The sequence below is a fragment of the Macromonas bipunctata genome, from assembly GCF_002837135.1.
In the GTDB taxonomy this organism is placed as follows: domain Bacteria; phylum Pseudomonadota; class Gammaproteobacteria; order Burkholderiales; family Burkholderiaceae_C; genus Macromonas_A; species Macromonas_A bipunctata.
In genome coordinates this window covers 1-25,997 of sequence record NZ_NWBQ01000092.1, presented here as the reverse complement: position 1 = coordinate 25,997, position 25,997 = coordinate 1, and the positions used below count along the sequence as shown (strand labels likewise).

The following is a 25,997-nucleotide window of genomic DNA, read 5'->3' as shown; positions in this document are numbered from 1 at the left end:
ATAAGGGAATGGACGTGCAGCGAGTGCGGAACGACACATGATCGGGACGTGAACGCAGCACGGAACATTCTCGCGGCGGGGCATCGCCGTCTGGCAGCAGGAATCCCCGCCCTTTAGGGCGGGGAGGATGTCAAGTAGGTCAGTGCCATCAGCTGCTCGGGATCCGATGGCGTGGCGGGCGCGCTGGCCGCGTTGCTGTCGGCCCCCGTCAGGCCCGCTCCCGGCAGCGTGACCCAGAATTCGGTGCCCACGCTGTCGCTGCTGTTGAAGCCGATGTTGCCCCCCATGTGCTGCACCACGCGCTGGGTGATGCTCAGGCCGATGCCGGTGCCTTCGATGCCGCTGCGCCGCGCTGGAAGGGCGCAAACACCGTGTGGCGCTGGTTGACCAGAATGCCGTAGCCGGTGTCTTGCACCGACAGGCGCACCTGGCTGTCGGGTTGCACCGTGGCCGCTACCCGCACCTGGCCGTGGTCCCGGTTGTACTTGATGGCGTTGGACAGCAAATTGAGCAGCACCTGGTGCAGGCGCTGTTCGTCGGCCAGTACCCCCAGCGTGGGCAGCTGGGCCTGCAGCTGGATGCCGCGCACGTGCGCCAGCGGCTCGAGCTGTTGCAGGCAGTTGCGCACCGATTGCGCCAGATCCACCGGTTCCGGCTCCAGGCTGAGGTGGCCGGCGTTGATCTTGTTCAAGTCCAGCACCTGGTTGATGAGCGTGAGCAGGCGCTTGCTGGCTTTTTCGATCTCATCCACGCTGTCGGCCTGCGACGTGCTGAGCGGCTCCAGCCGCAGCAGCTGGCTGAAACCCATGATCGCGTTCATGGGCGTGCGCAGCTCGTGCGAGATGGCAGACAGGAATTCCGACTGCGACACCGGCAACACGTTGCAGGGCGCCGGCGCGTGTGGGGTGGAGCGGGCGCTGGTGGGTTGGTGACGGTGCATGGCGGCGGTGTAAATGGGAGATGTGGTGGTGTGGGGCTGGCGGGTGGGCATTCAGCGGGCCTGGAACGGCCCGCCTTGCAGCCGGTAACCGGCCCCGAGGTGGCGTCCGGCAAACCAGCCCTGGTTCATCTCCAGCACAAAGCGCACCGGCTCCTTGGAGCAGTGGCTGATCTCGCTGCGGGGCTGCATGTCGGCCAGGTTGACGATGCGGCCATCGTCGGCCACAAAGGCGGCGGTCAGCGGCAGCAGGGTGTTCTTCATCCAGAAGCACTGCACGGCGGGCCGCTCGAACACGAACAGCATGCCCTCGTGCTGGGGCATGGCCTGGCGCCACATCAGCCCGGTGCTGCGTTGTTCGGGCGTGGCCGCCACCTGGGCCTGGATCAGGTGCATGCCGGCCCTGAGCTGGGTGCGTGGCAGATCGAGCTGCGGTGCCTGGGCCGCGCTGGTGCCGCTGGCCAGCAGCAGAGCCGCCAGCAACCAACCTTGGCTCCAGGTGGGCCCGGTGTGGTGACGGCTGTAGTAGCGGGAAAGGCAGCGGGCGGGCAAGGGCGTGGGCAGAAAAAAGGGGGGGCGCATGAGGCCACCATCTTACACAGCCCGCATGCTGATTGGGGCACCGTACGTCCGGCAAGGCCTGTCGGCACTGGCTAGAATCTTTGGCATGGCAACCTCCCCCAACTTACCAGGCATTGCGCCCCCCACTCCCGGTGATGGCGACACGGCGGTGCTGGAGCGCACCACCCAGCGCACCGAACCGCCCCGCATGTACCAGGTCGTGCTGCTCAACGACGACTTCACCCCGATGGAGTTTGTGGTCTGGGTGCTGCAGGAGCTGTTCAACAAAGACCGCGAGACCGCGACCCAAATCATGCTCAAGATCCACATCGAAGGCCGTGGCGTGTGCGGCGTGTTCAGCCGCGACGTGGCCAACACCAAAGTGGAGCAAGTGCTGCAAACCGCGCAGCACAACGGCCATCCGCTGCAATGTGTGTGTGAACCGGTTGAATAAGCCACCATTTGCCCCATGTTGTGGCCACCCATGCGCCCGAATCGCGTTAAATTACCTGTGCATTGTGTTTTAAGGAAAGTGCCCCATGATTGCCCAAGAACTTGAAGTCAGCTTGCACATGGCCTTTGTCGAGGCCCGGCAGCAGCGGCACGAATTCATCACGGTCGAACACCTGTTGCTGGCGCTGCTGGACAACCCCAGCGCCGCTGAGGTGTTGCGCGCCTGTGCCGCCAACATCGACGAACTGCGCAAGGTGCTCTCCACCTTCATCAAAGACAACACGCCGCAAGTGGCCGGCACGCAGGAGGTGGACACCCAGCCAACGCTGGGCTTCCAGCGTGTGATCCAGCGTGCCATCATGCACGTGCAATCCACCGGCAACGGCAAAAAAGAGGTGGTGGGTGCCAACGTGCTGGTGGCCATTTTTGGCGAGAAAGACTCGCACGCCGTGTACTACCTGCACCAGCAGGGGGTGACGCGGCTCGATGTGGTCAACTTCATCGCCCACGGCATTCGCAAGAGCGATGCGGGTGATAACGCCAAATCCGGCGATGGCAACACTGCCGCCGACAATGAGGAAGCCAGTGCCAACCCCGGCAGTGGCGACAAGCCGACCGAAAAAGCCTCGCCCTTGGAGCAGTTCACGCTCAACCTGAACCAGGCCGCCAAAGATGGCAAGATCGACCCGCTCATCGGGCGCGAGCACGAGGTGGAGCGCGTGATCCAGGTGCTGTGCCGCCGCCGCAAGAACAACCCGCTGCTGGTGGGCGAGGCGGGTGTGGGCAAGACCGCCATTGCCGAAGGCTTGGCCTGGCGCATCACCCAAGGCACGGTGCCCGAGGTGCTGGCCGAGGCCACCGTCTATTCGCTCGACATGGGCGCGCTGCTGGCGGGCACCAAGTACCGGGGCGACTTTGAGCAACGTCTCAAAGGCGTGCTCAAGACCCTCAAGGACAAGCCGCACGCCATCTTATTCATCGACGAGATCCATACCCTGATTGGGGCGGGTGCGGCCTCGGGCGGCACGCTGGATGCGTCCAACTTGCTCAAGCCAGCGTTATCCAGCGGCGTGCTCAAGTGCATTGGGGCCACCACTTTTACCGAATACCGGGGCATTTTCGAGAAAGATGCGGCCCTGAGCCGTCGTTTTCAAAAGGTGGATGTGGTCGAGCCGACGGTGGAACAAACCATCGACATCCTCAAAGGCCTCAAGAGCCGGTTCGAGGAACACCACAGCGTCAAGTACGCCAGCGCCGCGTTGCAAGCGGCCGCCGAGTTGAGCGCCAAGTACATTGGCGACCGCCACCTGCCCGACAAGGCCATCGACGTGATCGACGAGGCCGGTGCCGCGCAGCGTGTGCTGGTGCCGTCCAAACGCAAAAAGACCATCGGCAAGACTGAGATCGAGGAAATCGTGGCCAAGATGGCGCGCATTCCGCCCGCCAGCGTGTCCAACGACGACCGCAGCAAGCTGCAAACGCTGGAGCGTGACCTCAAGTCGGTGGTGTTTGGGCAGGACAAGGCCTTGGACGTGCTGGCCTCCAGCGTCAAGATGGCGCGTTCTGGCCTGGGCAAGCCCGACAAGCCGATTGGCGCGTTCCTGTTCAGTGGCCCCACCGGTGTGGGCAAGACCGAGGCCGCCAAGCAGCTGGCCTACATTTTGGGCATCGAGCTGATCCGCTTTGACATGTCGGAGTACATGGAGCGCCACGCCGTGAGCCGCCTGATCGGTGCGCCGCCCGGCTATGTGGGTTTTGACAAAGGTGGCCTGTTGACCGAAGCCATCACCAAGAAGCCCTATTGCGTGCTGTTGCTCGACGAGATTGAGAAGGCCCACCCCGACATCTTCAACGTGTTGTTGCAGGTGATGGACCACGGTACGCTGACCGACAACAACGGACGCAAGGCCGATTTCCGCAACGTCATCATCATCATGACGACCAACGCGGGCGCTGAGACGATGAACAAGGCCACCATCGGCTTCACCAACCAGCGCCAAGCGGGCGATGAAATGGCCGACATCAAGCGTCTGTTCACGCCCGAGTTCCGCAACCGGCTGGACGCGATTGTGGGCTTCAAGGCGCTGGACGAGCAGATCATCCTGCGGGTGGTGGACAAGTTCCTGCTGCAACTGGAGCAGCAACTGGCCGAGAAAAAGGTCGAGGTCACGTTCACCGACGCTTTGCGCCAGCACTTGGCCAAGAAGGGTTTCGATCCGCTGATGGGCGCGCGTCCGATGCAGCGCCTGATCCAGGACACCATCCGCCGCGCCTTGGCCGACGAGCTGCTGTTTGGCCGCCTGACCGACGGTGGCCGTCTGACGGTGGATCTGGACACCGACGTGGCCGACAAGACCAAGACCGAGGTCAAGCTCGATATCCAGCCGCTGCCCAAGAAGGACAAGCACGCCAAGGCCGAACCGGAAGAAGCGGCGGCCAGCTGACCCTTGAAAGGCGCGGGCTGGCGCGTTGCGCTGGCCCCACCGCCTGCCGATAGAAAAAAGCCAGCGTCTTTTCAGATGCTGGCTTTTTTTGTGGGCACATACGCCCAAGGCGATCAGATCAGCCGTCGCCGTTGATGCGTTGGATCAGGGTGTGCAGCACGGCGTCGGCCTGGTCGTTGGCAATCTGGCAGGTGCCGGCGGCGTTGTGGCCACCGCCGCCGTATTCCAGCATCAGGTTGCCGACGTGGGTCTTGCTGCTGCGGTCGAGGATGGACTTGCCGGTGGCCAGCACGGTGTTCTGCTTTTGCAGGCCCCACAGCACGTGGATGGAGATGTTGGCGCTGGGGAACAGCGCGTAGATCATGAAGCGGTTGACGGCCCAGATGGTGTCCTCGCCGCGCAAGTCGAGCACCACCAGGTTGCCGTGTTGCTTGGCGCAGCGCAGGATTTGCTCCTTGGCTTTTTCGGCGTGCTCTTGGTACAGCGTCACACGTTCTTGCACGTCGGGCAGCGCCAGGATTTCCTCGATGGTGTGGTCGCGGCAGTACTTGATCAGATCCATCATCAGTTGGTAGTTGCTGATGCGGAACTCGCGGAAGCGCCCCAGCCCGGTGCGCGAATCCATCAGGTAGTTGAGCAGCGTCCATTTTTGCGGGTTCAGCACGTCCTCGCGTGAATACTGTGCCGAATCGGCTTGGTCCACGGCGGCCATCATTTCATCGGTGACGCGCGGGAAGCGCGCCTTGCCGCCAAAGTGGTTGTACACCACGCGCGCTGCCGATGGGGCGTGTGCCTCGATGATGTGGTTGGGACGTTCGCCGGTGTTGCGCACGGTCTCGGACTCGTGGTGGTCGAACACCAGATGCGCGCTGGCCACGTAGGGCAGGTTGGTGGTGATGTCGCGCTCGGTGATGGTGATCTTGCCGTCCTGCATGTCCTTGGGATGCACGAACAGGATGTCGTTGATCAGTTCCAGTTCGTTGAGCAACACAGCGCAGACCAGACCATCAAAGTCGCTGCGGGTGACGAGTCGGTATTGGGGTGAACTCACGGGCGTTCCTGACAAAACAAGGTGGATGGAAGTGAAAATCTTCTGGAGTGCAATGTTAGCAAGCAAAACCCGGCAGCGCCCGGGCTGATGGCGGGTTTTGGCGCGGGTTTTCAGGGGTTGAGCAGGCGCAAGCCCGGTGGCAGGCCTTCGCCAAAGCTGCGGCGCTGGTCGGCTTCGTCCAAGGGCACCACTTCGCGCACCATCGCGGCCCAGCTGGCGGGCACTTTGACCAGGCCCAGGCGGCGCAATACTTCGCTGCGGATACCGCTGTCCAGATCGAGCGCGCGGTCGCCGCTGAGGCGGGCGATTTGTGCGGCGGCAAAGGCGGCGGCTTCGTTCTGTTTCCAGTCCTGCGCCAGCAGGGCTTGCAGCCACAGGGTGGCGGTATCGGGCGGCACCACGCTTTGGGCGTTGCCGTACAGCGAGATGCGTGCCCCCAGGCGGCCCAGCGCCCACCAGTTGGGGGCCTTGAGGCCGGGCCGTTGCAGGCGTTGCAACAGCCATTGACCAATCTCGACCCGGTACGGGGCGGGCACGCGTTCCAGTGCTGCCACGAGGCGCACCATGTCGTCTTCGCTGTGTTGCAGTGGGTCTTTGTGGCGCGGGTGCAGGCTGAGGTCTTGCAGGTGTTCGCCCACGGTTTGCAACAGGTGCAGTTGCTGGGTGCTGTCCAAGCCACCGGCGGCACGCCGCCACAGCGTCCACCATTCGCTCCAGTTGCGGTTGTCTTGGTGGTATTGCAGGCCCGCTTCAAACAGCGCCCACAGTTGCCCGATGCGCCATTCGTCCAGCGGCGCACCCCAGCCGGGGCGCAGGCAATAGCCGGTCAGGTTGAGCCAGGCGCGTTCGTGTTCTGCCGAGCGACGGCGGCGGCGCGCGCGTTCCAGCAGCGCGTCAAAGAGGTGGCGCAGCAGGGGCAAATCCCAGCCGTCGCGCGGGCCCAGGGTTTTTTCCAGTGCGGTACGCAGTTGGCGCACGTCTTTGGCATCGGTGGGCTGGCTGGCGCTGCCAAACACGCGTTCGATCAAGGCCAGTGCCTCGGCCAAGCGCGGGTGGGTGTGGGTGGCGGTGGTGTCGTCGTCCGCAGTGGTGTTGCTGTGGGGCACGCTGCCCCGCAGCTGGAACGCCAGTTGCCAGCGTTGTGCGGGGTCGTGGCGGGCCAGGCAGTGCATCTCCAGCGTGCCGACCTCGGTCATGCTGGCCACCAGTTCGACCTGAATCTCGCCGCGTTGTTGCCGCCCTTGGCCGGGCAGCCGGGTGGTGATGGCGGGCAGGCGCACAAAGTCGTCGTCGTTCAGTGGCACGATGTCGCCCGCCTGCCACGGCGTATCGGCCACCGACGACACGAGGTGAAACCGCACCGCTTGCCCGATGCGCAGCGCAAAGGTGCGCCCGGCCAGCGGTACTTCGGTGCCGGTGGGCGTGCCACGTGGCAGCACGCAAATGCCTTGCGCCACACTGCCCGCCGCTTGGGGCAGGCACAAAAAGTAGCTGCGGGCCGAACCACCGCCTATGCCCCGGCCCAGCTCCGGCACCGCACCGGCGCGCACCAGCGCATAGGCCACGGCACCGCGTGCCACCGCCACATCGGGCGCGTCGTTGTGCAACACGCGCAGGGGCTGACCGCGCCAGTCGGACAGCAGTTGTCCCACCCGTTGTGCCAGCGCCGCTGCGTGGAACACACCGCCGTTGAGCAGCAAGGTGTCGGGCAGGTGTTCCTGCCCGCCGTGTTGGGCCAGGAACAGCGCCAAATGGCGTGTGATGGCCGCATCGGCGGGGTAGGGCAGGCCCAAGGCCACAATGCCCGCCTGGCGCTGTTTGGGCCGCGCGCTCAGGGTTTCGCGCGGGAAAAAGCCTTCTACCAGCAGCCGCTGCACGTCGGCCTGTGTCAATTCCAGCGTTCGGGCTTGGCCCACCAAGCGCGTACCGCCGCCCAGCAGGGTGATGTTGACGCTGGCTGGGGCGTGGTCGGCCAAGAGTTGTTCCTTGGCCACGCGGCAGCGTTGCACCAGTTGGGCAAAGCGCGCTGCTGGCAAGGGGGTGGGGAGTTGGAGCTGGCTTTCGGCCCAGTGCGCCAGCGCCAAGTCCATGTTGTCGCCGCCCAGCATCAGGTGGTTGCCCACGCCGATGCGGGTCAGTTGTGGCCCTCGTGGTGTGTGTTCCACCTGAATCAGCGTCAGGTCGGTGGTGCCGCCGCCCACATCGCACACCAGCAACCGTTGGGTGTGGGCCAGTTCGGTGGCCAACTGGTGGCGGTGGCGGAACAGCCAGTCGTGGAACGCCGCTTGGGGTTCTTCTAACAGGCGCAGCGTGGGCAGACCGGCTTGTGCTGCCGCAGCCAGCGTCAGGGCGCGTGCGCCTTCGTCAAACGAAGCGGGCACCGTCAGTACCACGTCCTGTTGTTCCAACGGTGCGGTGGGAAATTGCGCGTTCCAAGCCGCACGCACGTAAGCCAGGTAGCTGGCGCTGGCTGCCACCGGCGAGATTTTGCCTACGTCGTCCGGCGCACCCCAAGGCAGCTGGGCCGCTGTGCGATCGACCCCGGCGTGCGAGAGCCAGCTTTTGGCGCTGTGTACCAGCCGTCCCGGCACTTGTGCCCCCAGATCGCGGGCGTAGCGGCCCATGACCGCAGGTGGTGGTGACGGCTGGGTTTCATCGTCACCGGCGGGTGTGGGCCACGCGGCCAGCGGCGCGGGTGGTTGCAGCAGGTTGGCGGGTATTTCACCCGCTGCCGGGTGGTAGCGCACCGAGGGCAGCAACGGCAACGCCTGCGCCTCGCCGTTGGCCACCCATTGGGGCAGGGGCAGCAGCGCAATCTGGCTAGGCGCACCGTGGGCCGCGTAGGCCACCACGGTGTGGCTGGTGCCCAGGTCGATGCCGACGGTGTAGCGTGCAACGCTCATGGGGCGTGGGCTCAGGCGTTGGCTTCGCCGCGTGCGTCGAACTCCACTTTCCAGCGTTCGTTGCTGCCCACGGGCAGGGCTTCAAGTTCTAGCGTGCCCGCTTCGGTGACACGGGCGTGCAACTGGACGGCCACCACATCACCGGCGGTGCGGCCTTGGGCGGGCAGGTTGGCCTCGATGGCTTCGACTTCGTGGAGTTCGTCCGGGCCCCAGAAGTCCAGCAGCGTGCCGACGGTGTCTTGGCGGCGCACCGACGAGCCAAAGAATCGGAAGCGTACCGGTTCGCCCACCACCAAGCCGAACTGCTGTTCGGGTAGCGCGGCTTCGGTGCCTTCTTCCATGCCAAAGGGGGCCACGCACAGGGCTTGAATGGGCGGTTCCATGCCCGGAATGGCGGGCATGTTCGACTCAATGGCCACGTAATACGCCTGTGCGGTACCGCCCCGGATGCGCACACCACGGCCCCGGCGCACATAGCCGTAATAGGCCGCACCGCGTGCCACCGCCAAGTCCAAATCGGCCCCGCCCAGCAAACGCGCCGGGGTGGCACCTTCGGCCTGAAGCCAGCCGTTGAGGATCGTCAGCACGCGCTCGGCCAACAGGTGGGACTTAAGCACCCCACCGTTGAACAACACGGCGGTCGGGTGCAGGAAGGTGGCGTTGTCGGCTTGCGGGGTGTTGAAGCCTTCCAGTGCGGCGGTGGCACCCACTTGGCGGCTCAGGAACGCGGCCAGGTGCCGGGTGATGCCCGCATCCTGTGCGTAAGGCAAGCCCAGTTGTGTCAGGCCACCACGGGCGCGCGTGAGGGGCCGGTCGGACACCGCCGCTTGCGGGAAGAAGCCTTCCAGCAGGCCCTGCGTCAGTTCTTCGCGCGTGACTTCGGTGCGGATGGTGCCACCAATCAGCTTGGAGCCACGGCTGGGCACCACCACGGGCACGGCTTGCACGCTGGGGTCGTTCAGCAGTGTCTCTTTGGCGTTGCGGCAGGCGTGGGCCAAGGCGCGGGTTTGCCAGGCATCGAGTTGTTTGCCTTCGGCCGCGAGTTTGCGTGCCACGCCGTAGGCCAGCGCCAAGTCCATGTTGTCGCCGCCCAGCAGGATGTGGTCGCCCACCGCCACGCGTTGCAGTTCCAGATTGCCATCGCGCTCCAACACCGCCATCAGCGACAGGTCGGTGGTGCCACCGCCCACGTCCACCACCAAAATGATGTCTCCGCGTGTGACTTCCTTGCGCCATTGGCCTTGGCTGTTCTGGATCCAGCTGTAAAGTGCGGCTTGCGGCTCTTCCAGCAGCGTGAGCTGGCCCAAACCGGCGGCCTGTGCCGCTTCGGCGGTCAGCTCGCGGGCCACGGGGTCAAAGGAGGCCGGAATCGTCACCGTCACATCCTGCTGTTCCAGCGGCGCATCGGGGTGGGCGTGGTTCCAGGCCGCTTTCAGGTGCGACAGGTAGCGCACCGACGCTTCCAGCGGTGAGACACGCTCCACCTCCGCCGGTGCGTCGGCGGGCAAGATGGCGGCGCGCCGGTCCACACCGGGGTGGCACAGCCAGCTCTTGGCGCTCGAAACCAGCCGGATCGGCGTGGCCGCGCCCCGGCTGCGTGCCAGTTCACCCACGGCAAAGTTCTGCTCGGTGCTCCACGGCAGGTTCAGGTCACCAGCGGCCAGTTCGCTTGCGTGGGGCAGGTACAAAAAAGAGGGCAGCAGCGGCTTGTCCTCGGTGGTGCCGGGGGCGGTCAGTTGCGGCACCTGCAACACGCCTTGGCTGACTTTTTCGCCATCGCTGGCCTGGGTGTCCACCCACGACAGGGCGCAGTGGGTGGTACCCAAGTCGATGCCAATGGTGTAGCGCGCTGGGCTGGCGCTGGGGGTGTCGGCGTTGGTTTTGGAAGCTTTGCTCACAGTTCAATCTCCGCTTGGGCCAGGATGGCGGGGTCGTGGCTGGCCGCCAGTTGCGGCAGCCGGGTGTCGGTGGCGCGCCAGCCCCGGTGGTTCAGGGTGCCGGTGAACGGTGCCTGACCGACCACATTGCCCGTCAGGCGCACGCTGGCGGCATCAAAACCGGCGGACAGCGTGATGCGGCTGCCTTCGCTTTCGGTGCGAACCGGAGTCAATGTGAAGTGCTCACGCAACACCTTGCGGCAGCCCTCGTGGACGACCCGTGCGGCGGCACCAATGTCGGCATCGCTGTAACCTTGGATGTCCTCTTGCATGAAGTCGATGAAACGTGCCTCGCGCTGCAACAGGCCCAGCAACTGCAACGCCGAGGCGTTGGGGGCCACTTGCGCCACCGGGGCGGGCGGTGGCGGCAAGGTGGGAGCCGGGGTCGGGGCTGGTGCAGGCGCAGCCGTCGGTGCCGGTGTGGGGGCGGCGGTAGGTGCTGGCGGTGGCACCAGCGGTTCGCCGCTTTGCAGCCGTTCCACCCCCGCGGCAAAGTCGGGGCGCGACAAAATGCTGAAAAAACTGCCAAATGCCAGCGAAACGCGGCGCAGCAAAGATGGATTGGGTTGAGTCATGAAAGAATGCCGGCATGTGTGCGGCGGCCAAGGGGCTCCGACAAATGCGTTGTAATGTCTGAATATGAACCGCCAAAGTATAAACACCCCCACCTTCCTCTGGCACGACTACGAAACTTTCGGTATCAGTGCCAAGCTGGATCGGCCCGCGCAGTTTGCCGCCATACGCACCGATGCCGAGTTGAACGAAATCGGCGAGCCGTTGGTGTGGTACTGCCGCCCCACGCCCGACTACCTGCCCGACCCCGAAAGCTGCCTCATCACCGGCATCACACCCCAGTTGTGCCTGGAGCGCGGTTTGCCCGAGCCCGACTTTGCCACCCGCATTGAAACGGAACTGGCCCGGCCCGGCACCATCGGCGTGGGCTACAACACCATCCGCTTTGACGACGAATTCACCCGCCACCTGTTTTGGCGCAACCTCATCGACCCCTACGCCCGCGAATGGCAAAACGGCTGTGGCCGTTGGGACATTTTGGACGTGGTGCGGTTGGCCCACGCGCTGCGCCCCGACGGCATCGTCTGGCCCACCAAGCCCGACGGACGCACCAGTTTCAAGCTCGAAGACCTCACGCGCGCCAACGGCATTGCGCACGAAGCGGCCCACGATGCCTTGTGCGACGTGCGTGCCACCATCGCGCTGGCGCGCTTGTTGCGCGACAAACAGCCCAAGCTGTTCGAATTTGCGTTCGAACTGCACAAAAAAGACCGCGTGCTGGCCGAAATGGGCTTGCCCGCCTTGCCCGCCCACGCCAAGCCGTTCCTGCACGTGTCGGGCCATTTGGTGCCCGAACGCGGTTGCCTGGCCATCATGTGGCCACTGGCCAGCCACCCCAGCAACAAAAACGAGGTGTTGGCGTGGGATTTGACCTACGATCCTGCCATCCTGTTGGAGCTCAACGCCGCCCAGATCCGCGAACGCCTGTTCACCCGCAGTGCCGATTTGCCCGAAGGTGTCCACCGCTTGCCTATCAAAGGCATCCACATCAACAAATCCCCGATGGTGGTGGGGCAGCTCAAAACCCTGCGCCCCGAGATGGCGCAACGCTGGGGCTTAGATGTGGAGCTGGCGCTGCGCCACGCCGCCATTGCCCGCGACTTGCCCGACATGAGCGCCATCTGGCGTGCGGTGTACCAGCCCGAGCCCCCAGTGCCCGGCGCACCCGCCACGCCCGCTGAACAAGACCTGTACGGCGCGTTTGTGGGCCCCGAAGACCGTCGTCGCCTGCAACAGCTCAAAGGTGAAGACCCCACCGACCCCATTTGGGCGCGCATGGGCTTTGACGACCCGCGCCTGACCGAGCTGGTATTCCTGTACCGCGCGCGCCACTTCCCGGCCACCCTGTCACCGGAGGAACAGACCCGCTGGCAAGAACACTGCACCGCGCGTTTGGTGCAGGGCCAAGGTGGTGCCTTGACGTTGGAACGCTTGTTCGAGCGCATCGACACCCTGGCCGAAGCCGCCAGCGAACGCGGTGACGAGCGCGCCGAAGCCATTCTGGGTGCCCTGTACGACTACGCCGAAGCCGTGGCCCCCGACGTTGCATAAACCTGACCCCGCTTTCATGTCCCTTGCTCACCTCAACACCCCTGAACAGGAGTGGCACCACATTGTGGAATCGGTGCCACCCGAGTGGCGGCAACTGCTCAACACCTTGGTGGCACAGCACGCCGAGCGGCTGGCACGCCACTTTTACCAGCACATGTTGCAGCACCCGCAGGCCAAACTGTTTTTGCACCACGACATGGTGCAACAGCGCCTGAGCGGGTCGATGCAACGCTGGTTGAAGGAAATTTTTCAACACCCTTTGCAAGACGTTGATGCCATTGTGGCCCACCAGCGCCACGTGGGCGAAGTCCACGCGCGCATACAACTGCCCATCCACCTGGTGGCACGTGGTGCCCGGTTGCTGAAAAAAGATTTGGCCGAACTGCTCAGCGAGGTGTGCGGCCACGATGGTGAGCACAACCGCATCATGGGCTACGCGGCCCAACTGATCGATCTGGCGCTGGAGCTGATGAGCGCCGCCTACCTGCGCAACACCCAGCGCAACGTGCGCACCGACGAAGCGTACCGCCTGTTCTCGCTGGGGCAAAACATGTCCATTGAGCGCGAGCGCCAGCGTTCCATTCTGCTGGAGTGGGGGCAAGAACTGCTGTTCACCCTGCACCGCAGCCCCGGCCCCACCATGTTGCCCAGCTTGAGCACGTCCGAATTCGGTCTGTGGTTCACGCACAAAGCCATCGGCGTGTTCGAGGGCGCTCCCGAGTTGGAACAAATCCGCGACATCATGGACCGCGTGGACAACACCCTGTTGCCACAACTCAAAAACCGTCCCGCGGGCATGGTGGTGCAAACCGAGTTGGTGATGCTGCTCCAGTCCGAACTGGACAACCTCAAATTCCAGTTGGCCACCCTGTTCGAGCGTCACTTGGAAGTTGAAAATGGCCGCGATACCTTAACGCGCTTGCTCAACCGCCGTTTTTTGCCATCGGTGATGAACCGTGAAATCCAGCTCGCGCACCAAAAAGGCACCGGCTTTGCCTTGCTGCTGCTCGACATCGACCACTTCAAGCGCATCAACGACGGTTACGGCCACGACGCGGGCGATATGGTGTTGCAACAGGCGGCCGCCTTGTTGCTCAACTGCGTGCGCAATGGCGATTTCATTTTCCGCTACGGTGGCGAAGAAATCCTCATCATGCTGGTCGAAGTGTCGCCAGACGTGGCGTTGCGCATTGCCGAAGCCGTACGCAGCAAGTTTGAGACCACCCCCTTTCTCATCAGCCAAGGCCGTTCGCTGGGCGTGACCGTGAGCATCGGCGTGGCACTGTACGATGGACACCCGGATCACCAATTTCTCATCAAACGCGCCGACGAAGCCATGTACCGCGCCAAACACCAAGGGCGCAACCAAGTCTGCTTGGCGGTTGGTTGATGCACCGGGCCAAAAGTACAATACCCGTCTTGCCCGGCGCTGGGTTCAGGCGCGACGGTGGCCAACACAATTCAACACGAGGTTTTCATGGCAGGTCATAGCAAATGGGCCAACATCCAGCACCGCAAAGGGCGGCAGGATGAAAAACGCGGCCGTATTTGGACGCGCATCATTCGCGAAATCATGGTGGCGGCGCGCCAAGGTGGTGGCGACGTGGATGCCAACCCGCGCCTGCGTTTGGCCATCGACAAAGCCAAGGCCGCCAACATGCCAGCGGACAACATCAAACGCAACATCGACAAAGCCACCGGCAACCTCGAAGGCGTGAACTACGAAGAAATCCGCTACGAAGGCTACGGCATTGGTGGTGCGGCCATCATCGTGGACACCATGACCGACAACCGCGTGCGTACCGTGGCCGAAGTGCGCCACGCCTTCAGCAAGCACGGCGGCAACTTGGGTACCGAAGGTTCGGTGGCGTTCCAGTTCAAGCACTGTGGCCAGCTCATTTTTGCTCCCGGCACCTCTGAAGACCAAGTGATGGAAATCGCGCTGGAGGCTGGCGCTGAAGATGTTGTCACCGACGACGACGGTGCCATCGAAGTGCTGACCAGCCCGGCCGACTTTGAAGCCGTCAAAAACGCGCTGCAAGCCGCTGGCTTGGTACCCGAAGTGGCCGAAGTCACCTTGCGTGCCGACAACACCATCGCCCTCAGCGGTGACGATGCCGTCAAGATGCAAAAACTGCTGGATGTACTGGAAGACTTGGACGACGTGCAAAACGTGTTCCACAACGCGGAGATCAACGAACAATGAGCGCCGACAAAATGAATGTACTCGTCATTGGCGGCGGTGGCCGCGAACACGCCTTGGCCTGGAAGCTGAAGCAATCTCCGCGTGTGGCACAAGTGTTTGTGGCTCCCGGCAACGGTGGTACTGCGCGCGATGCCGACCTTATCAACTTGGCCATCACCGATGTTAAGGCGCTGCGTGAATGGGCACAGGCCAATGCCATTGCCCTGACCGTGGTCGGCCCCGAAGCGCCATTGGCCGCCGGGGTGGTGGACGAATTCCGCGCCCACGGCCTCAAAATTTTTGGCCCGACCCAAGCAGCTGCACAACTGGAAAGCTCCAAAGCCTTCTCCAAAGCCTTCATGGCGCGCCACGGCATCCCCACCGCCGCTTACGACACCTTCAGCGACCCCGCCGCTGCCCACGCTTACGTGGACAAGATTGGTGCCCCTATTGTGGTCAAGGCCGACGGTCTGGCCGCTGGCAAGGGCGTGGTCGTGGCCATGACGCTGCAAGAAGCGCACGAAGCCATCGACTTCATGTTGCTGGACAACAAACTTGGCGTGGCCCACAACGAAGGTGGTGCCCGCGTGGTGATCGAAGCCTTTCTGCAAGGCGAAGAAGCCAGCTTCATCGTGCTGTGCGACGGCAAGAACGTCACCGCTTTGGCCACCAGCCAAGACCACAAACGCCTGCTGGATGCCGACCAAGGCCCCAACACCGGCGGCATGGGCGCGTACTCCCCAGCGCCGGTGGTCACGTCCGAAATCCACCAGCGCGCGATGGACGAGATCATCCTGCCCACCATTCGTGGCATGGAGGCCGACGGCATTCCCTACACCGGCTTTTTGTACGCTGGGTTGATGATCGAGCCGTCTGGCACCGTCAACACACTGGAATTCAACTGCCGCATGGGCGACCCCGAAACCCAGCCCATCATGATGCGCTTGCAAAGCGATCTGGCGGAGGTGTTGCTGGCCGCCACCGAACAGCGCCTCGACCAAGTGACCCTGCAATGGGACGAACGTTGCGCCTTGGGCGTGGTGCTGGCCGCCGAAGGCTACCCCATGACCCCGCGCAAGGGTGATGCCATCACCGCCTTGCCCGCCGACAGCGCCGATGCCGTGGTGTTCCACGCCGGTACCGTCATGCAAGACGGTCAGGTGTTGACCTCGGGTGGGCGCGTACTGTGCGCCACCGCCTTGGGCGCAACCGTGGCCCAGGCCCAACAGCGTGCCTACCAACTGGTGCAGGGCGTGGCGTTTGATGGCATGCAATACCGCACCGACATTGGCTACCGGGCGCTGGCCAAATGAGCCAGCCCACCACCTTCAGCGCCCCGGTGGTGGCCATGCGCGACTACCTGCTGGGATTGCAGCAACGCATCACCTCGGCCATCTCCGAGATTGACGGCAGCGCCTTCCTGTCGGACGGCTGGCAAAAAGCCCCGGGCGAGCAGCTGCAGGGCCAGGGTGTGACCCAGATCCTGGAAAACGGTCCGGTGTTCGAGCGCGCTGGCTGCGGCTTCTCGCACGTCAGCGGCCCCAAACTGCCGCCGTCGGCGACGCAACACCGCCCGGAGCTGGCGGGCGCACCGTTCGAGGCACTGGGTGTGTCGCTGGTGTTCCACCCGCGCAACCCCTACGTGCCCACCGTCCACATGAATGTGCGCATGATCAGTGCCACGCCGCTCGGGGGCAGTGAGCCGGTGAGCTGGTTTGGGGGTGGCATGGACCTCACGCCGTACTACGGCTTCGAGGAAGATGCGATCCACTTTCACAAGACCTGCAAGGCCGCGCTGGCCCCGTTTGGCGATGACAAGTACCCGCGCTTCAAGACCTGGTGCGACGACTACTTCTGCCTCAAGCACCGCAACGAGCAGCGCGGCATTGGCGGCGTGTTCTACGACGATTTCTCCGAGCTGGGCTTCGAGGGTGGCATGGCCATGACCCGTGCCGTGGGCGACGCCTTCCTGCACGCTTACCTGCCCATCGTGGAACGCCGTAAAAACATGGAATACGGCGAACGCGAGCGCCAGTTCCAACTCTACCGCCGTGGCCGTTACGTCGAATTCAATCTGGTGTGGGACCGCGGCACCCATTTCGGCTTGCAATCGGGCGGGCGTACCGAATCGATTCTGTTGTCCATGCCACCGTTGGTGCGCTGGGCTTACCAAGAACACCCCGCGCCCGGCACGCCAGAACACCGTCTGTACCAAGACTTTTTGGTGCGCCGGGATTGGGCCTGACCTCCCGCATGTCCACCACTGTTCCCCCACGGCCCTTGCGCGTGGGCATGTTCGGCGGCGCGTTTGATCCGCCCCACTGGGCGCACCGTGCGCTGGCCGACACCGCGCTGTCGCAGCTGGCGCTGGACGTGCTGCACATCCTGCCCACTGGGCAAGCTTGGCACAAGTCGCGTACACTCACGCCCTCTGCGCACCGCGTGGCGATGTGCGAACGGGCGTTTGCCGGTCTGCGCGGAGTGCGGGTTGACACGCGCGAAATCCAGCGCAACGGCCCGTCCTACACCGCCGATACCTTGGCCGAACTGGCCGCCGAATACCCCGGCGCGCAGCTTTTTTTGATGCTGGGCGCCGATCAGTTGCTGGCCTTCAAAACCTGGGTGCGATGGCCCGAGGTGTTGCAACGCGCCACGCTGGCCGTGGCGAACCGGGGCGTCAACATCGGGGTCGATGCCGACCCCAACCAGCCGTCGGTACAAGACCTCAGCGCGGTGGACATCCCGTTCATCCCGCTGGCCATGCCGTTGCAACACATCAGCGCCACCGCCGTGCGGGCCCATGTGCGCGGCGGCAGTCGGCGTTTTCCCGATCTGGACGTGCTGGTGCCCGAGGGCGTGGCGCGTTATATTTCCGAACACCACCTTTACCAGCATTCCTCTGCATGACCAGCGAATCCACTACCAAGAAAAACATCCAGAAACTCCAGCGCGCCATCGTGGACGGCTTGGAAGATGTGAAAGCACAAGACATTCAAGTCTTTAATACCGAAACCCTGTCGCCGCTGTTCGAGCGTGTGATCGTGGCCAGCGGCACTTCCAATCGCCAGACCAAGGCACTGGCCGCCAGCGTGCGCGACGCGGTGCGCGAGGCTGGCTTTGACAAGCCCCGCACCGAGGGCGAAGACAACGGCGAGTGGATCATCGTGGACTGCGGCCAGGCTGTGGTGCATGTCATGCAGCCCACCATCCGTCAGTACTACCGCCTCGAAGACATCTGGGGCCAGACGCCGGTGCGCCTGAAGCACGCCGCCAAGGCCAAGATGTTCGCCCAGGCCTCCGAACCTATGGCCACCGAAGACGGTGCGGCCAAGCCCAAGCGCAGCCGTGCCAAGGCCGACACCGCCGCCGATGCCGTTCCGGCCAAGAAGCCGCGCCTGCGCCCGCAGCCCGCCGCTGCCGACGGTGCCGCTCCGGCCCGCAAGCCCCGCACCCCAGCACGTGCCAAGACAGGCAGCGCCGCCGCTGCGGCCGGTGCGCCCAAGGCCGCCAAGGCCCCGGCCAAGAAGCTGCAAGTGGTCAAGGTCGGTGCGCCGGTCAAGAAGCCCGCCGCTGCCACCGCCACCAAGGCGGCCAAACCCAAGGCCAAGTCCAAGGCATGAAGTGGCTGATCGTCGCGGTCGGGCAGCGCATGCCCGACTGGGCCCAGACCGCCTACGACGATTACGCCAAGCGGTTTCCGCCCGACGCCCGGGTCGAGATCAAGACCGTCAAGACCGAACCGCGCGGCTCCAAGACCCTGGAGACGCTGCTGGCCGCCGAGCGCGCCCGTATCGAAGCCGTCATCCCCAAGGGCGCGCGCGTGGTGGTGCTCGATGAGCGCGGCACCACGCTGACCACCGTGGCCTTAGCCCAGCAATGGCGCCAGTGGCAACTGCAGGGCGACGACGTGGTGTTCGTGATCGGCGGCCCCGACGGGCTGGATCCCGATTTCCGGGCCAAGGCGCACAGCCGCATCCGCCTGTCCGACATGACTTTGCCGCACGCCCTGGCGCGGGTGCTGCTGATCGAGCAGCTGTACCGTGCCTGGTCGGTCAACGCCAACCACCCTTATCACCGGGAGTGATACCACCATGAGTTGCTGGATCTACCTTGCCTCGCAAAGCCCGCGCCGCCGCCAGCTGCTGGAGCAGTGGGGCGTGCACTGCGAACTGCTGTTGCCCAATGCCGAAGAGGACGCCGAGGCGCTGGAAGCCTGGGACGGGCAGGAAGCACCCGCTGCCTACGTGCAGCGCGTCACCCGCCTCAAGCTCGACGCCGCCGTGCAACGCCGCCTCCAGCGCCAGTGGGAGGACGGCCCCATCCTGTGCGCCGACACCACCGTGGCGCTTGGCGAGCAGATCCTGGGCAAGCCCGACGACGCCGACCACGCCCGTCTCATGTTGCGCCAGCTCTCGGGCCAGAAGCACAAGGTGCTGACGGCGGTGGCGGTGGCGCACCGGGGCCGCGTCTGGCGCGTCCTGAGCCGCTCCGAGGTCACTTTTGCCGAACTGTCCGACCACGACATCGACCGCTACGTCGTCACCGGCGAGCCCATGGGCAAGGCCGGCGCCTACGCCATCCAGGGGCTGGCGGGGATGTTCATTCGCCACATCGCCGGCTCCTACACCGGCATCATGGGCCTGCCCGCGTACGAGACCGCCAAGATCCTGCGTGAAGCGGGCCTGGAACTGCCCTAACCCGTGACGTCCCACACCATGCCGCAAGACATCCTGATCAACTGGTCACCGCAGGAAATCCGGGTAGCTGTGGTCGAACAAGGCGCGGTGCAGGAACTGCACCTGGAGCGCACGCTGGAGCGCGGCCTGGTGGGCAACGTCTACCTGGGCAAGGTCTCGCGCGTGCTGCCCGGCATGCAGTCGGCCTTCATCGACATCAGGCTGGACCGCGCGGGCTTCCTGCATGTGGCCGACCTGATGCCCAACATCAACGCCCGCCACGCCAGCGGCAAGGACCGCGCTGCAGCGGGCAGCTCCCCCGCGCCGGAAGCGGCGGTGCTGCCCATCGAGCGCCAGATCTTCGAGGGCCAGGCCCTGCTGGTGCAGGTGCTCAAGGATCCGATCGGCACCAAGGGCGCGCGCCTGACGGCCCAGATCAGCATTGCCGGGCGCCTGCTGGTGTTCCTGCCGCAGGACAACCACATTGGCGTGTCGCAGAAAATCCCGTTTGCCCAGCGCGAGGCCCTGCGCCAGCGCCTACTGGCCTTGACCGCCGAGGGTGGCGGCGGCTTTATCCTGCGCACCAACGCCGAAGAAGCCAGCGACGCCGAACTCACCGACGACATCGCCTACCTGCGCAAGACCTGGGCCCACATCAAGAACGGTGCCACGCGCCGCCCCCCGGCCAGCCTGCTGCACCAGGACTTGAACCTGATGCAGCGCGTGCTGCGCGACGTGGTCGGGCCCGAGACGCAGAGCATCAAGGTCGATTCGCGCGAGCAGTTCGTCCTGCTGCACGCCTTTGCGCAGGAATACATGCCCAGCGTGGCCCAACGCCTGCAGCCCTACAGCGGCGAGCGCCCCATTTTTGACCTGCACCACATCGACGACGACATCGCCCGCGCGCTGGGGCGCCGCGTTGATCTCAAGTCCGGCGGCTACCTGGTGATCGACCAGACCGAGGCCCTGACCACCATCGACGTCAACACCGGCGGCTTTGTCGGTGCGCGCAACTTCGACGACACGGTGTTCCGCACCAACCTGGAGGCGGCGCAAGTCATCGCGCGCCAGCTGCGCCTGCGCAACCTGGGGGGCATCATCATTGTCGATTTCATCGACATGGTGCGCGACGACCACCGCGAGGCCGTGCTGGCCGAATTCCGCAAACAGGTCACCCGCGACCGCGTCAAGACCATGGTGGGCGGCTTCTCGCAACTTGGCCTGCTGGAGATGACGCGCAAGCGCACCCGCGAATCGCTGGCACAGCTCCTCAGCGAGCCGTGCCCGGCCTGCGGTGGCCGGGGCCACGTCAAGACCGCGCGCACCGTGTGCTACGACATCCTGCGCGAGATCCTGCGCGAGGCCCGCGCCTTCAACCCGCGCGAATTCCGCATCGTGGCCTCGCCGCGCGTGATCGAGCTGTTCCTCGACGAGGAAAGCCCGCACCTGGCAGGCTTGAGCGATTTCATCCAGAAACCCATCTCGCTGCAAAGCGAAGGCGGCATGACCCAGGAGCAGTACGACATCGTGCTGCTGTAACACTTGGATACGGTGTGCTCCGGTATTATCGACGCCTTAGACGTGTTCGCTGTTTTGTGTTGTTGCGTCAGCTCCATCTTGTGCCCATGAGTTCCTCCTCCTCCCGTTCCGTCGCCCCTTGTGTGTTACCGCGTCGCCGCTGGCTCGTGGGTGTGTCTGCCGCCGCGGTGCTGGCCAGCCCCGTGGGCCGTGCCTGGGCGCAGTTCCGGGTCGAAGTCACCGGCGTGGGCCTGACCCAGATCCCGGTGGCGGTGGCGCTGTTCCGGGGCAGCGAAGGGGTGCAGCCCAACGTGCCCGCCGTGGTGCGCGCCGACCTCGAGCGCAGCGGCCTGTTCCGCTCCATCGATCCGCTGCCGCAGGCGCTGGACGAAAACACCCGCCCCGACCTTGCCCCGTGGCGCGACCGCACCGCCGACGCCCTCGTCACCGGCAGCGTCAACCGCTTGGCCGATGGCCGCTACGACGTGCGCTTCCGCCTGTGGGACGTGGTACGCGCGCAAGACCTGGGTGGCCTGAGTTTTCCGGTGCCTGCGGGCGACCTGCGCCTGGCTGCGCACCGCATCGCCGACTACGTGTACGAAAAACTCATCGGCGCCGCCGGTTCGTTCGCCACCCGCATCGCCTACGTGTCCAAGCAGGGCAGCCGCTACAACCTGTGGGTGGCCGACGCCGACGGCGAGAACGCCCAGAGCGCGCTGGCCAGCCCCGAGCCCATCATCTCGCCGGTCTGGTCGCCTTCGGGGCGCGAGCTGGCCTACGTGTCGTTCGAGGCGCGCAAGCCTGTCATCTACACCCACGACATCGCCACCGGCAAGCGCCGCCTGCTGGCCAACTTCAAGGGCTCCAACAGCGCGCCGTCGTGGTCGCCCGATGGCCGCCAGCTGCTGGCTACCCTCACGCTGGGGGGCGGCTCGCAAATCTACCTGCTCGACGTCCAAGGCGGCGAGCCGCGCCGCCTGCTCCAATCCAGCAGCATCGACACCGAGCCCGTGTTCGCTCCCGACGGCCGCTCCATGTTCTTCGTCAGCGACCGGGGCGGCTCGCCCCAGATCTACCGCATGGACTTGCAAGCGCGCAACCCGCAGCGCGTCACCTTCAACGGCAACTACAACATCAGCCCCGCCATCAGCCCCGACAGCAAGACGCTGGCCTACATCGCCCGCAGCGGCGGCGCCTTCAAGCTGCACGCGCTCGATCTTGCCTCTGGCGTCAGCACCCCACTGACCGACACCGGCGCCGACGAAAGCCCGAGCTTCGCCCCCAACGGCCAGTCCATCATCTACGCCACCAAACACCAGGGCCGCGAGGCGCTGATGACCACCAGCCTGGACGGTCGCATCAAGACCCGGCTGGCCAGCGCGCCCGGCGACATCCGCGAGCCCGCCTGGGGCCCGCTGCCACGCTGAGCGTTGCGGTACCATCCTCACATCTTCATTCCGTTTTTTCTCCTGCCATCATGTCCTCTGCCGCTCCTTTCCGTTCCAGTGCCTTGCAGGTCGCTTCCCAGCGCTGGAAGGCTCCGTTGCTGGGCCTGCTGACCGCTGCTGTGCTGGCGGGCTGTGGCTCCAGCGTCAAGCTCAATGACGACCCTGCCGCCGCTGCCAACGCCGCGCTCGGCGCCGCTGACCTGGCCGCTGGTGGTGCAGCCGGTGTCGCAGGGGTCGGCAACGTCAACGGTGCCGCGCTGGGTGGCATGGGGGGGGGCGCCAACGTGGCTGGGGTGCAAGCCGATGGCGCCGGCGCGCTGGGCCAGGCACCTGCCGACCTTGGCCGCGTGCTGTACTTCGATTACGACGACTTCTCGGTGCGCGCCGAATTCGCACCGCTGATCGAAAGCCATGCCCGTGTCCTTAACAATGACCGCCAGCGCCGCATTGCCCTCGAAGGTCACACCGACGACCGTGGCGGCCGTGAATACAACCTCGCCTTGGGCCAGAAGCGTGCCGACGCCGTGCGCCGCTCGCTGGCCTTGCTCGGTGTGACCGAAGACCAGATGGAAGCTGTCAGCTTTGGCGAGGAAAAACCCGCCAGCGCGGGCAGCGACGAAAACGCCTACAGCCTCAACCGCCGCGTTGAGCTGACCTACCGTTGAGCGGGGCTCTTGGCATGACGACCCGTCACCGCTGGGTGTTGCGTGGCTGGCAGGCGTGTGGCTTCGTCTTGTGCGGCGCCTTGCTCGGCGCCACCACCGCACACGCCGGCCTGTTTGAGGACGACGAAGCGCGCCGCGCCATTCTGGAGCTGCGCAGCAAGGTGGACGCCAACCGCCAGGCCATCGACACCACCAACCAGACCTTGGGCCAGAAGTTCGACGACGCGCTTGGCCCTACCCGCCGTGGTCTGCTCGAACTCATCAACCAGCTCGAAGAGCTGCGCCAGGAAGTGGCGCGCCTGCGCGGTGCCAACGAACAGCTCACCAACGATGTAGTGCAGTTGCAGCAACAGCAAAGAGAGGTGCTGGCCGACATCGATCAGCGTGTGCGCACGCTCGAACCGAGCAAAGTCACGCTCGACGGCCAGACCTTCGCCGCCAGCCAGGACGAAAAAGCCGCCTTTGACGCCGCCATGGCCGCCCTGCGCAGCTCCCAGTTCGAGCGCGCCGCGCAGCTCTACGCTGAACTGCTGCAACGCTACCCTGGCAGCGGTTACGTGCCGTCCTCGCTGTATTGGCAAGGCAGCGCCCTGTACGCGCAGCGCAGCTACAACCCGGCCATTGCCAGCTACCGCACCTTCCTGGAACGTGCCCCGGATCATCCACGCGTGCCCGACGCCCTGCTGGCCATTGCCAACTGCCAGCAGGAACTCAAGGACAGCAAAGCCGCCAAGCGCACGCTCGAAGAGCTGGTCAAGGCCCACCCGCGCAGCGACGCCGCCACGGCGGCCCGCGAGCGTCTGGGCCGCCTCAAGTAACGCAACCAACTTCCTCCCCCCGTTTCGGCATGGACGATTCCGATTTTGAGCGCCGCTTCGGTGGCCTGCGCCGCCTGTATGGCCACGTCGGCGCGCAGCGCGTCTTCGATGCGCACGTGGTGGTGGTCGGCATTGGCGGTGTCGGTTCCTGGGCCGCCGAAGCCCTGGCGCGCAGCGGGGTAGGGCGCCTGACCCTGATCGACCTCGACCACATCGCCGAGTCCAACATCAACCGGCAAATCCACGCCCTCACGTCCACCCTCGGTCAAGCCAAGGTGGACGCCATGCGCCAGCGCATCACCGACATCCACCCGTGGGCGCAGGTGCAAGTGATCGACGACTTCGTCAGCCCCGACAACTGGCTGGACATGGTGCAACGCTGCCACGACCACGCGCCAGATCCCTTTGCCCTCATCGACGCTTGCGACCAGATGGCCGCCAAGACCGCATTGGCCGCGTGGGCGTTGCAACAGGGGGCGCACTTTGTCACTGTGGGTGCCGCCGGTGGCAAACGCGCTGGCCACGCCGTCGAAGTGGGCGACTTGGCCACCACCACACACGACCCCCTGCTGGCACAGCTGCGCTACCGCTTGCGCAAGCACCACCAGGCTGTCCGCACCGGTGCCATGCATGTCGCTTGCGTCTTCAGCCGTGAACCTGTGCAAGCGCCCAGCACCGACTGCACCTTGCCTGGTGCAATCGACAGCAGCCTCAATTGCCACGGCTATGGCTCCAGCGTAGCCGTGACCGCCACCTTTGGCCTGTGCGCTGCTGGTGTCGTGATGGATGCACTGGCAGCGGGCAAAAAAGCCACCAAAAAGTCGCTCTATCCGTCAAAACCTTCAAAAATGCCGCTAGAATAACGGCTTCAGCAAGCAACTCACCGCTTGCAACACAAAAGTCGGGACGTTAGCTCAGTTGGTAGAGCAGCGGACTTTTAATCCGTAGGTCGGGCGTTCGAGTCGCCCACGTCCCACCAAGGAAAACAACCACTTAGCACCATGCGGTCTAGGTGGTTTTTTCTTGCCCAAAAATCTGTAGGCAATCTGTAGGCATTTTGGCGAAATGGTGGGGCCGATGGCGCAGATTTGCGCCATGTGCAGCCCAGCTCCAATGTGTGTGCGACACGTGCGACATGTGCGACACGTGCGACAACACATCGGCGGTTTTTTCCGCCGGTCTTGGGTTTTGCGGACACCCCCAAAAAGCCGGTTTCCCGGCTATTTCCGTAACGGTCACGGAATTCGGTGGCGCTGGTGCGGTGGTGGGGTTTTCACGAAACTTTCGTTTTAGTCGGGGCCGTGGTGGGCTTTTACGGGCAAGTCGCAAAAGGTGGGGCCGCTCGTCCACGGGCTGTGGATGGAGCAAAGTTGCGCCATCATTCAAATTTGAATCATCCTCCCCGGCGGTGCAATTGCGAAAATTTCGTAATCGGTGGGCATCGGTGCCAGCTCTACGAAACTTTCGCAGGGGTGTCGGTACTATCGACACCCTTCGCTTGATGCCCTCAGCAGTATTGACCCCTTGCCAAGATGCGCTGGCCAGCTCTACAAAATTTTTGTAGGGGTGCCTGCACCAGGCACTGACGACGGTCAAAACACACGAAACTTGGTGTCTGCACCACGCACAAAAAGATAGTTTTCTCCTATGAAAACGCCACCGTTCTTAGGCAGATCGAAACAACTACCCATAGGGGCCAGAAAACTGTCGAAGCTCGCGCTCGCATTCCACCCTCGCTTTTCACGCTCCGGGAGTACCTTTTGACCTGGTGGGCGCGCTCAATTTTGAGCCGGTCTTTGGGAGGGCGTCAGTAGTGCTGATACCCCTTGCCAAAGGCCCGTTACTGCGTAACGTCAGGCGCCACTCAGGTATCGCTCGAATTCGGCATCGTCCATCGGTGCCACCACCGCCTTGTCGGCATCCCCTATCAGCAGCTCTAGCATGGCCCGCTGCGTGATCCCGTGATGCTTCGCCAGCCGCTTGAGTCCAAGGGCCGCGCTCCTGCTCACGAAGGTATTGATGCGAAGCTCACCGGTCCCGTCCTGCCCGGCTGTATGCCTGTTGGCACGGTATGCCTGTTGCCGTTGCGCGTTTGTCGTTGCCATGTGGGTGTCTCCGTTACTGCGTAACAACATCGTACAGCGTTCGTTACTGCGTAACAAGCCAGCTCCATCGGCTCCAGCCCTGCCCGCTTCGGTCGGAACATCACTATGTCTGGTTCGGTGCCACCACATCACACCGCACCACGCCCAACGAAAAAACCCGGCACGGGGCCGG

23 protein-coding genes, 1 tRNA gene and 1 pseudogene are annotated in these 25,997 nt (G+C 64.5%); 18 read left to right on the top strand and 7 right to left on the bottom strand.

Going from position 1 to position 25,997, the window contains the following annotated elements; all coding sequences use genetic code 11:
• Positions 1–117: a zinc ribbon domain-containing protein gene (locus CON76_RS12040; protein WP_338063699.1), complete on the top strand. Its 117-nt coding sequence runs from the start codon at positions 1–3 to the stop codon at positions 115–117.
• Here CON76_RS12040 and CON76_RS13620 read toward each other — a convergent pair.
• Both CON76_RS13620 and CON76_RS12025 read right to left on the bottom strand, forming a co-directional pair.
• Positions 114–940 (bottom strand): annotated as a pseudogene (locus CON76_RS13620) (sensor histidine kinase). The gene CON76_RS12040 and the pseudogene CON76_RS13620 sit on opposite strands and share 4 nt — an antisense overlap.
• A gap of 51 nt (positions 941–991) precedes the next feature.
• Positions 992–1,519 (bottom strand): DUF192 domain-containing protein, encoded by a 528-nt coding sequence (locus CON76_RS12025; protein WP_101103628.1) that lies wholly within the window; start codon positions 1,517–1,519, stop codon positions 992–994.
• 85 nt (positions 1,520–1,604) lie between these two features.
• On the opposite strand from CON76_RS12025, the gene clpS reads away from it, so the two are divergent.
• Entirely contained in the window at positions 1,605–1,952 is a 348-nt protein-coding gene (clpS, locus tag CON76_RS12020) for an ATP-dependent Clp protease adapter ClpS (RefSeq protein WP_101103626.1), read from the top strand.
• Positions 1,953–2,037: 85 nt separating this feature from the next.
• Positions 2,038–4,395, top strand: a complete 2,358-nt coding sequence (gene clpA, locus CON76_RS12015; RefSeq protein ID WP_101103624.1) for an ATP-dependent Clp protease ATP-binding subunit ClpA — start codon at positions 2,038–2,040, stop codon at positions 4,393–4,395.
• A 118-nt stretch (positions 4,396–4,513) separates the two neighbouring features.
• On the opposite strand, the gene CON76_RS12010 is transcribed toward clpA, so the two are convergent.
• The 4 genes from CON76_RS12010 to CON76_RS11995 form a co-directional block, all read right to left on the bottom strand.
• Positions 4,514–5,446, bottom strand: coding sequence for an exopolyphosphatase (locus tag CON76_RS12010; protein ID WP_101103622.1), 933 nt, complete (start codon positions 5,444–5,446; stop codon positions 4,514–4,516).
• Positions 5,447–5,556: 110 nt separating this feature from the next.
• Positions 5,557–8,349: an Hsp70 family protein gene (locus CON76_RS12005; protein ID WP_101103620.1), complete on the bottom strand. Its 2,793-nt coding sequence runs from the start codon at positions 8,347–8,349 to the stop codon at positions 5,557–5,559.
• Positions 8,350–8,360: 11 nt separating this feature from the next.
• Entirely contained in the window at positions 8,361–10,247 is a 1,887-nt protein-coding gene (locus tag CON76_RS12000; protein WP_101103617.1) for an Hsp70 family protein, read from the bottom strand.
• Positions 10,244–10,861, bottom strand: coding sequence for a DUF2760 domain-containing protein (locus CON76_RS11995; protein WP_101103615.1), 618 nt, complete (start codon positions 10,859–10,861; stop codon positions 10,244–10,246). The genes CON76_RS12000 and CON76_RS11995 overlap by 4 nt, the downstream gene beginning before the upstream one ends.
• Before the next feature lie 64 nt (positions 10,862–10,925).
• On the opposite strand from CON76_RS11995, the gene sbcB reads away from it, so the two are divergent.
• From sbcB to CON76_RS11920, 15 genes are all read left to right on the top strand, one after another.
• A complete protein-coding gene (gene sbcB, locus CON76_RS11990; RefSeq protein ID WP_101103613.1) occupies positions 10,926–12,410 on the top strand; it encodes an exodeoxyribonuclease I in 1,485 nt (494 codons plus the stop codon).
• A gap of 16 nt (positions 12,411–12,426) precedes the next feature.
• Positions 12,427–13,800, top strand: coding sequence for a diguanylate cyclase (locus CON76_RS11985; protein ID WP_101103611.1), 1,374 nt, complete (start codon positions 12,427–12,429; stop codon positions 13,798–13,800).
• 87 nt (positions 13,801–13,887) lie between these two features.
• Entirely contained in the window at positions 13,888–14,616 is a 729-nt protein-coding gene (locus CON76_RS11980; protein ID WP_101103609.1) for a YebC/PmpR family DNA-binding transcriptional regulator, read from the top strand.
• A gap of 11 nt (positions 14,617–14,627) precedes the next feature.
• On the top strand, positions 14,628–15,908 hold the full coding sequence (purD, locus tag CON76_RS11975) for a phosphoribosylamine--glycine ligase (protein ID WP_101103636.1): 1,281 nt from the start codon (positions 14,628–14,630) through the stop codon (positions 15,906–15,908).
• Positions 15,905–16,840, top strand: coding sequence for an oxygen-dependent coproporphyrinogen oxidase (gene hemF, locus CON76_RS11970; protein ID WP_101103607.1), 936 nt, complete (start codon positions 15,905–15,907; stop codon positions 16,838–16,840). Before purD ends, hemF begins: the two co-directional genes overlap by 4 nt.
• 8 nt (positions 16,841–16,848) lie before the next feature.
• On the top strand, positions 16,849–17,502 hold the full coding sequence (gene nadD, locus CON76_RS11965; protein ID WP_101103634.1) for a nicotinate (nicotinamide) nucleotide adenylyltransferase: 654 nt from the start codon (positions 16,849–16,851) through the stop codon (positions 17,500–17,502).
• Complete coding sequence (rsfS, locus tag CON76_RS11960) at positions 17,499–18,215, top strand: ribosome silencing factor (protein ID WP_101103605.1); 717 nt, start codon at positions 17,499–17,501, stop codon at positions 18,213–18,215. Before nadD ends, rsfS begins: the two co-directional genes overlap by 4 nt.
• Positions 18,212–18,679, top strand: a complete 468-nt coding sequence (gene rlmH / locus CON76_RS11955; protein WP_101103604.1) for a 23S rRNA (pseudouridine(1915)-N(3))-methyltransferase RlmH — start codon at positions 18,212–18,214, stop codon at positions 18,677–18,679. Before rsfS ends, rlmH begins: the two co-directional genes overlap by 4 nt.
• 7 nt (positions 18,680–18,686) lie before the next feature.
• Complete coding sequence (locus tag CON76_RS11950) at positions 18,687–19,292, top strand: Maf family protein (protein ID WP_101103601.1); 606 nt, start codon at positions 18,687–18,689, stop codon at positions 19,290–19,292.
• Positions 19,293–19,310: 18 nt separating this feature from the next.
• Positions 19,311–20,810 (top strand): ribonuclease G, encoded by a 1,500-nt coding sequence (rng, locus tag CON76_RS11945; RefSeq protein ID WP_101103599.1) that lies wholly within the window; start codon positions 19,311–19,313, stop codon positions 20,808–20,810.
• Positions 20,811–20,896: 86 nt separating this feature from the next.
• Positions 20,897–22,216, top strand: coding sequence for a Tol-Pal system beta propeller repeat protein TolB (tolB, locus tag CON76_RS11940; RefSeq protein ID WP_101103597.1), 1,320 nt, complete (start codon positions 20,897–20,899; stop codon positions 22,214–22,216).
• Between the two features lie 50 nt (positions 22,217–22,266).
• Positions 22,267–22,902, top strand: coding sequence for a peptidoglycan-associated lipoprotein Pal (pal, locus tag CON76_RS11935; protein WP_101103594.1), 636 nt, complete (start codon positions 22,267–22,269; stop codon positions 22,900–22,902).
• Between the two features lie 14 nt (positions 22,903–22,916).
• A complete protein-coding gene (ybgF, locus tag CON76_RS11930; RefSeq protein ID WP_101103592.1) occupies positions 22,917–23,720 on the top strand; it encodes a tol-pal system protein YbgF in 804 nt (267 codons plus the stop codon).
• A 29-nt stretch (positions 23,721–23,749) separates the two neighbouring features.
• Entirely contained in the window at positions 23,750–24,583 is an 834-nt protein-coding gene (locus CON76_RS11925) for a tRNA threonylcarbamoyladenosine dehydratase (RefSeq protein WP_101103590.1), read from the top strand.
• 40 nt (positions 24,584–24,623) lie between these two features.
• Positions 24,624–24,699 (top strand) — tRNA-Lys (locus CON76_RS11920).
• An 874-nt stretch (positions 24,700–25,573) separates the two neighbouring features.
• On the opposite strand, the gene CON76_RS11915 is transcribed toward CON76_RS11920, so the two are convergent.
• On the bottom strand, positions 25,574–25,825 hold the full coding sequence (locus tag CON76_RS11915; RefSeq protein WP_101103588.1) for a hypothetical protein: 252 nt from the start codon (positions 25,823–25,825) through the stop codon (positions 25,574–25,576).
• Positions 25,826–25,997: the final 172 nt, after the last annotated feature.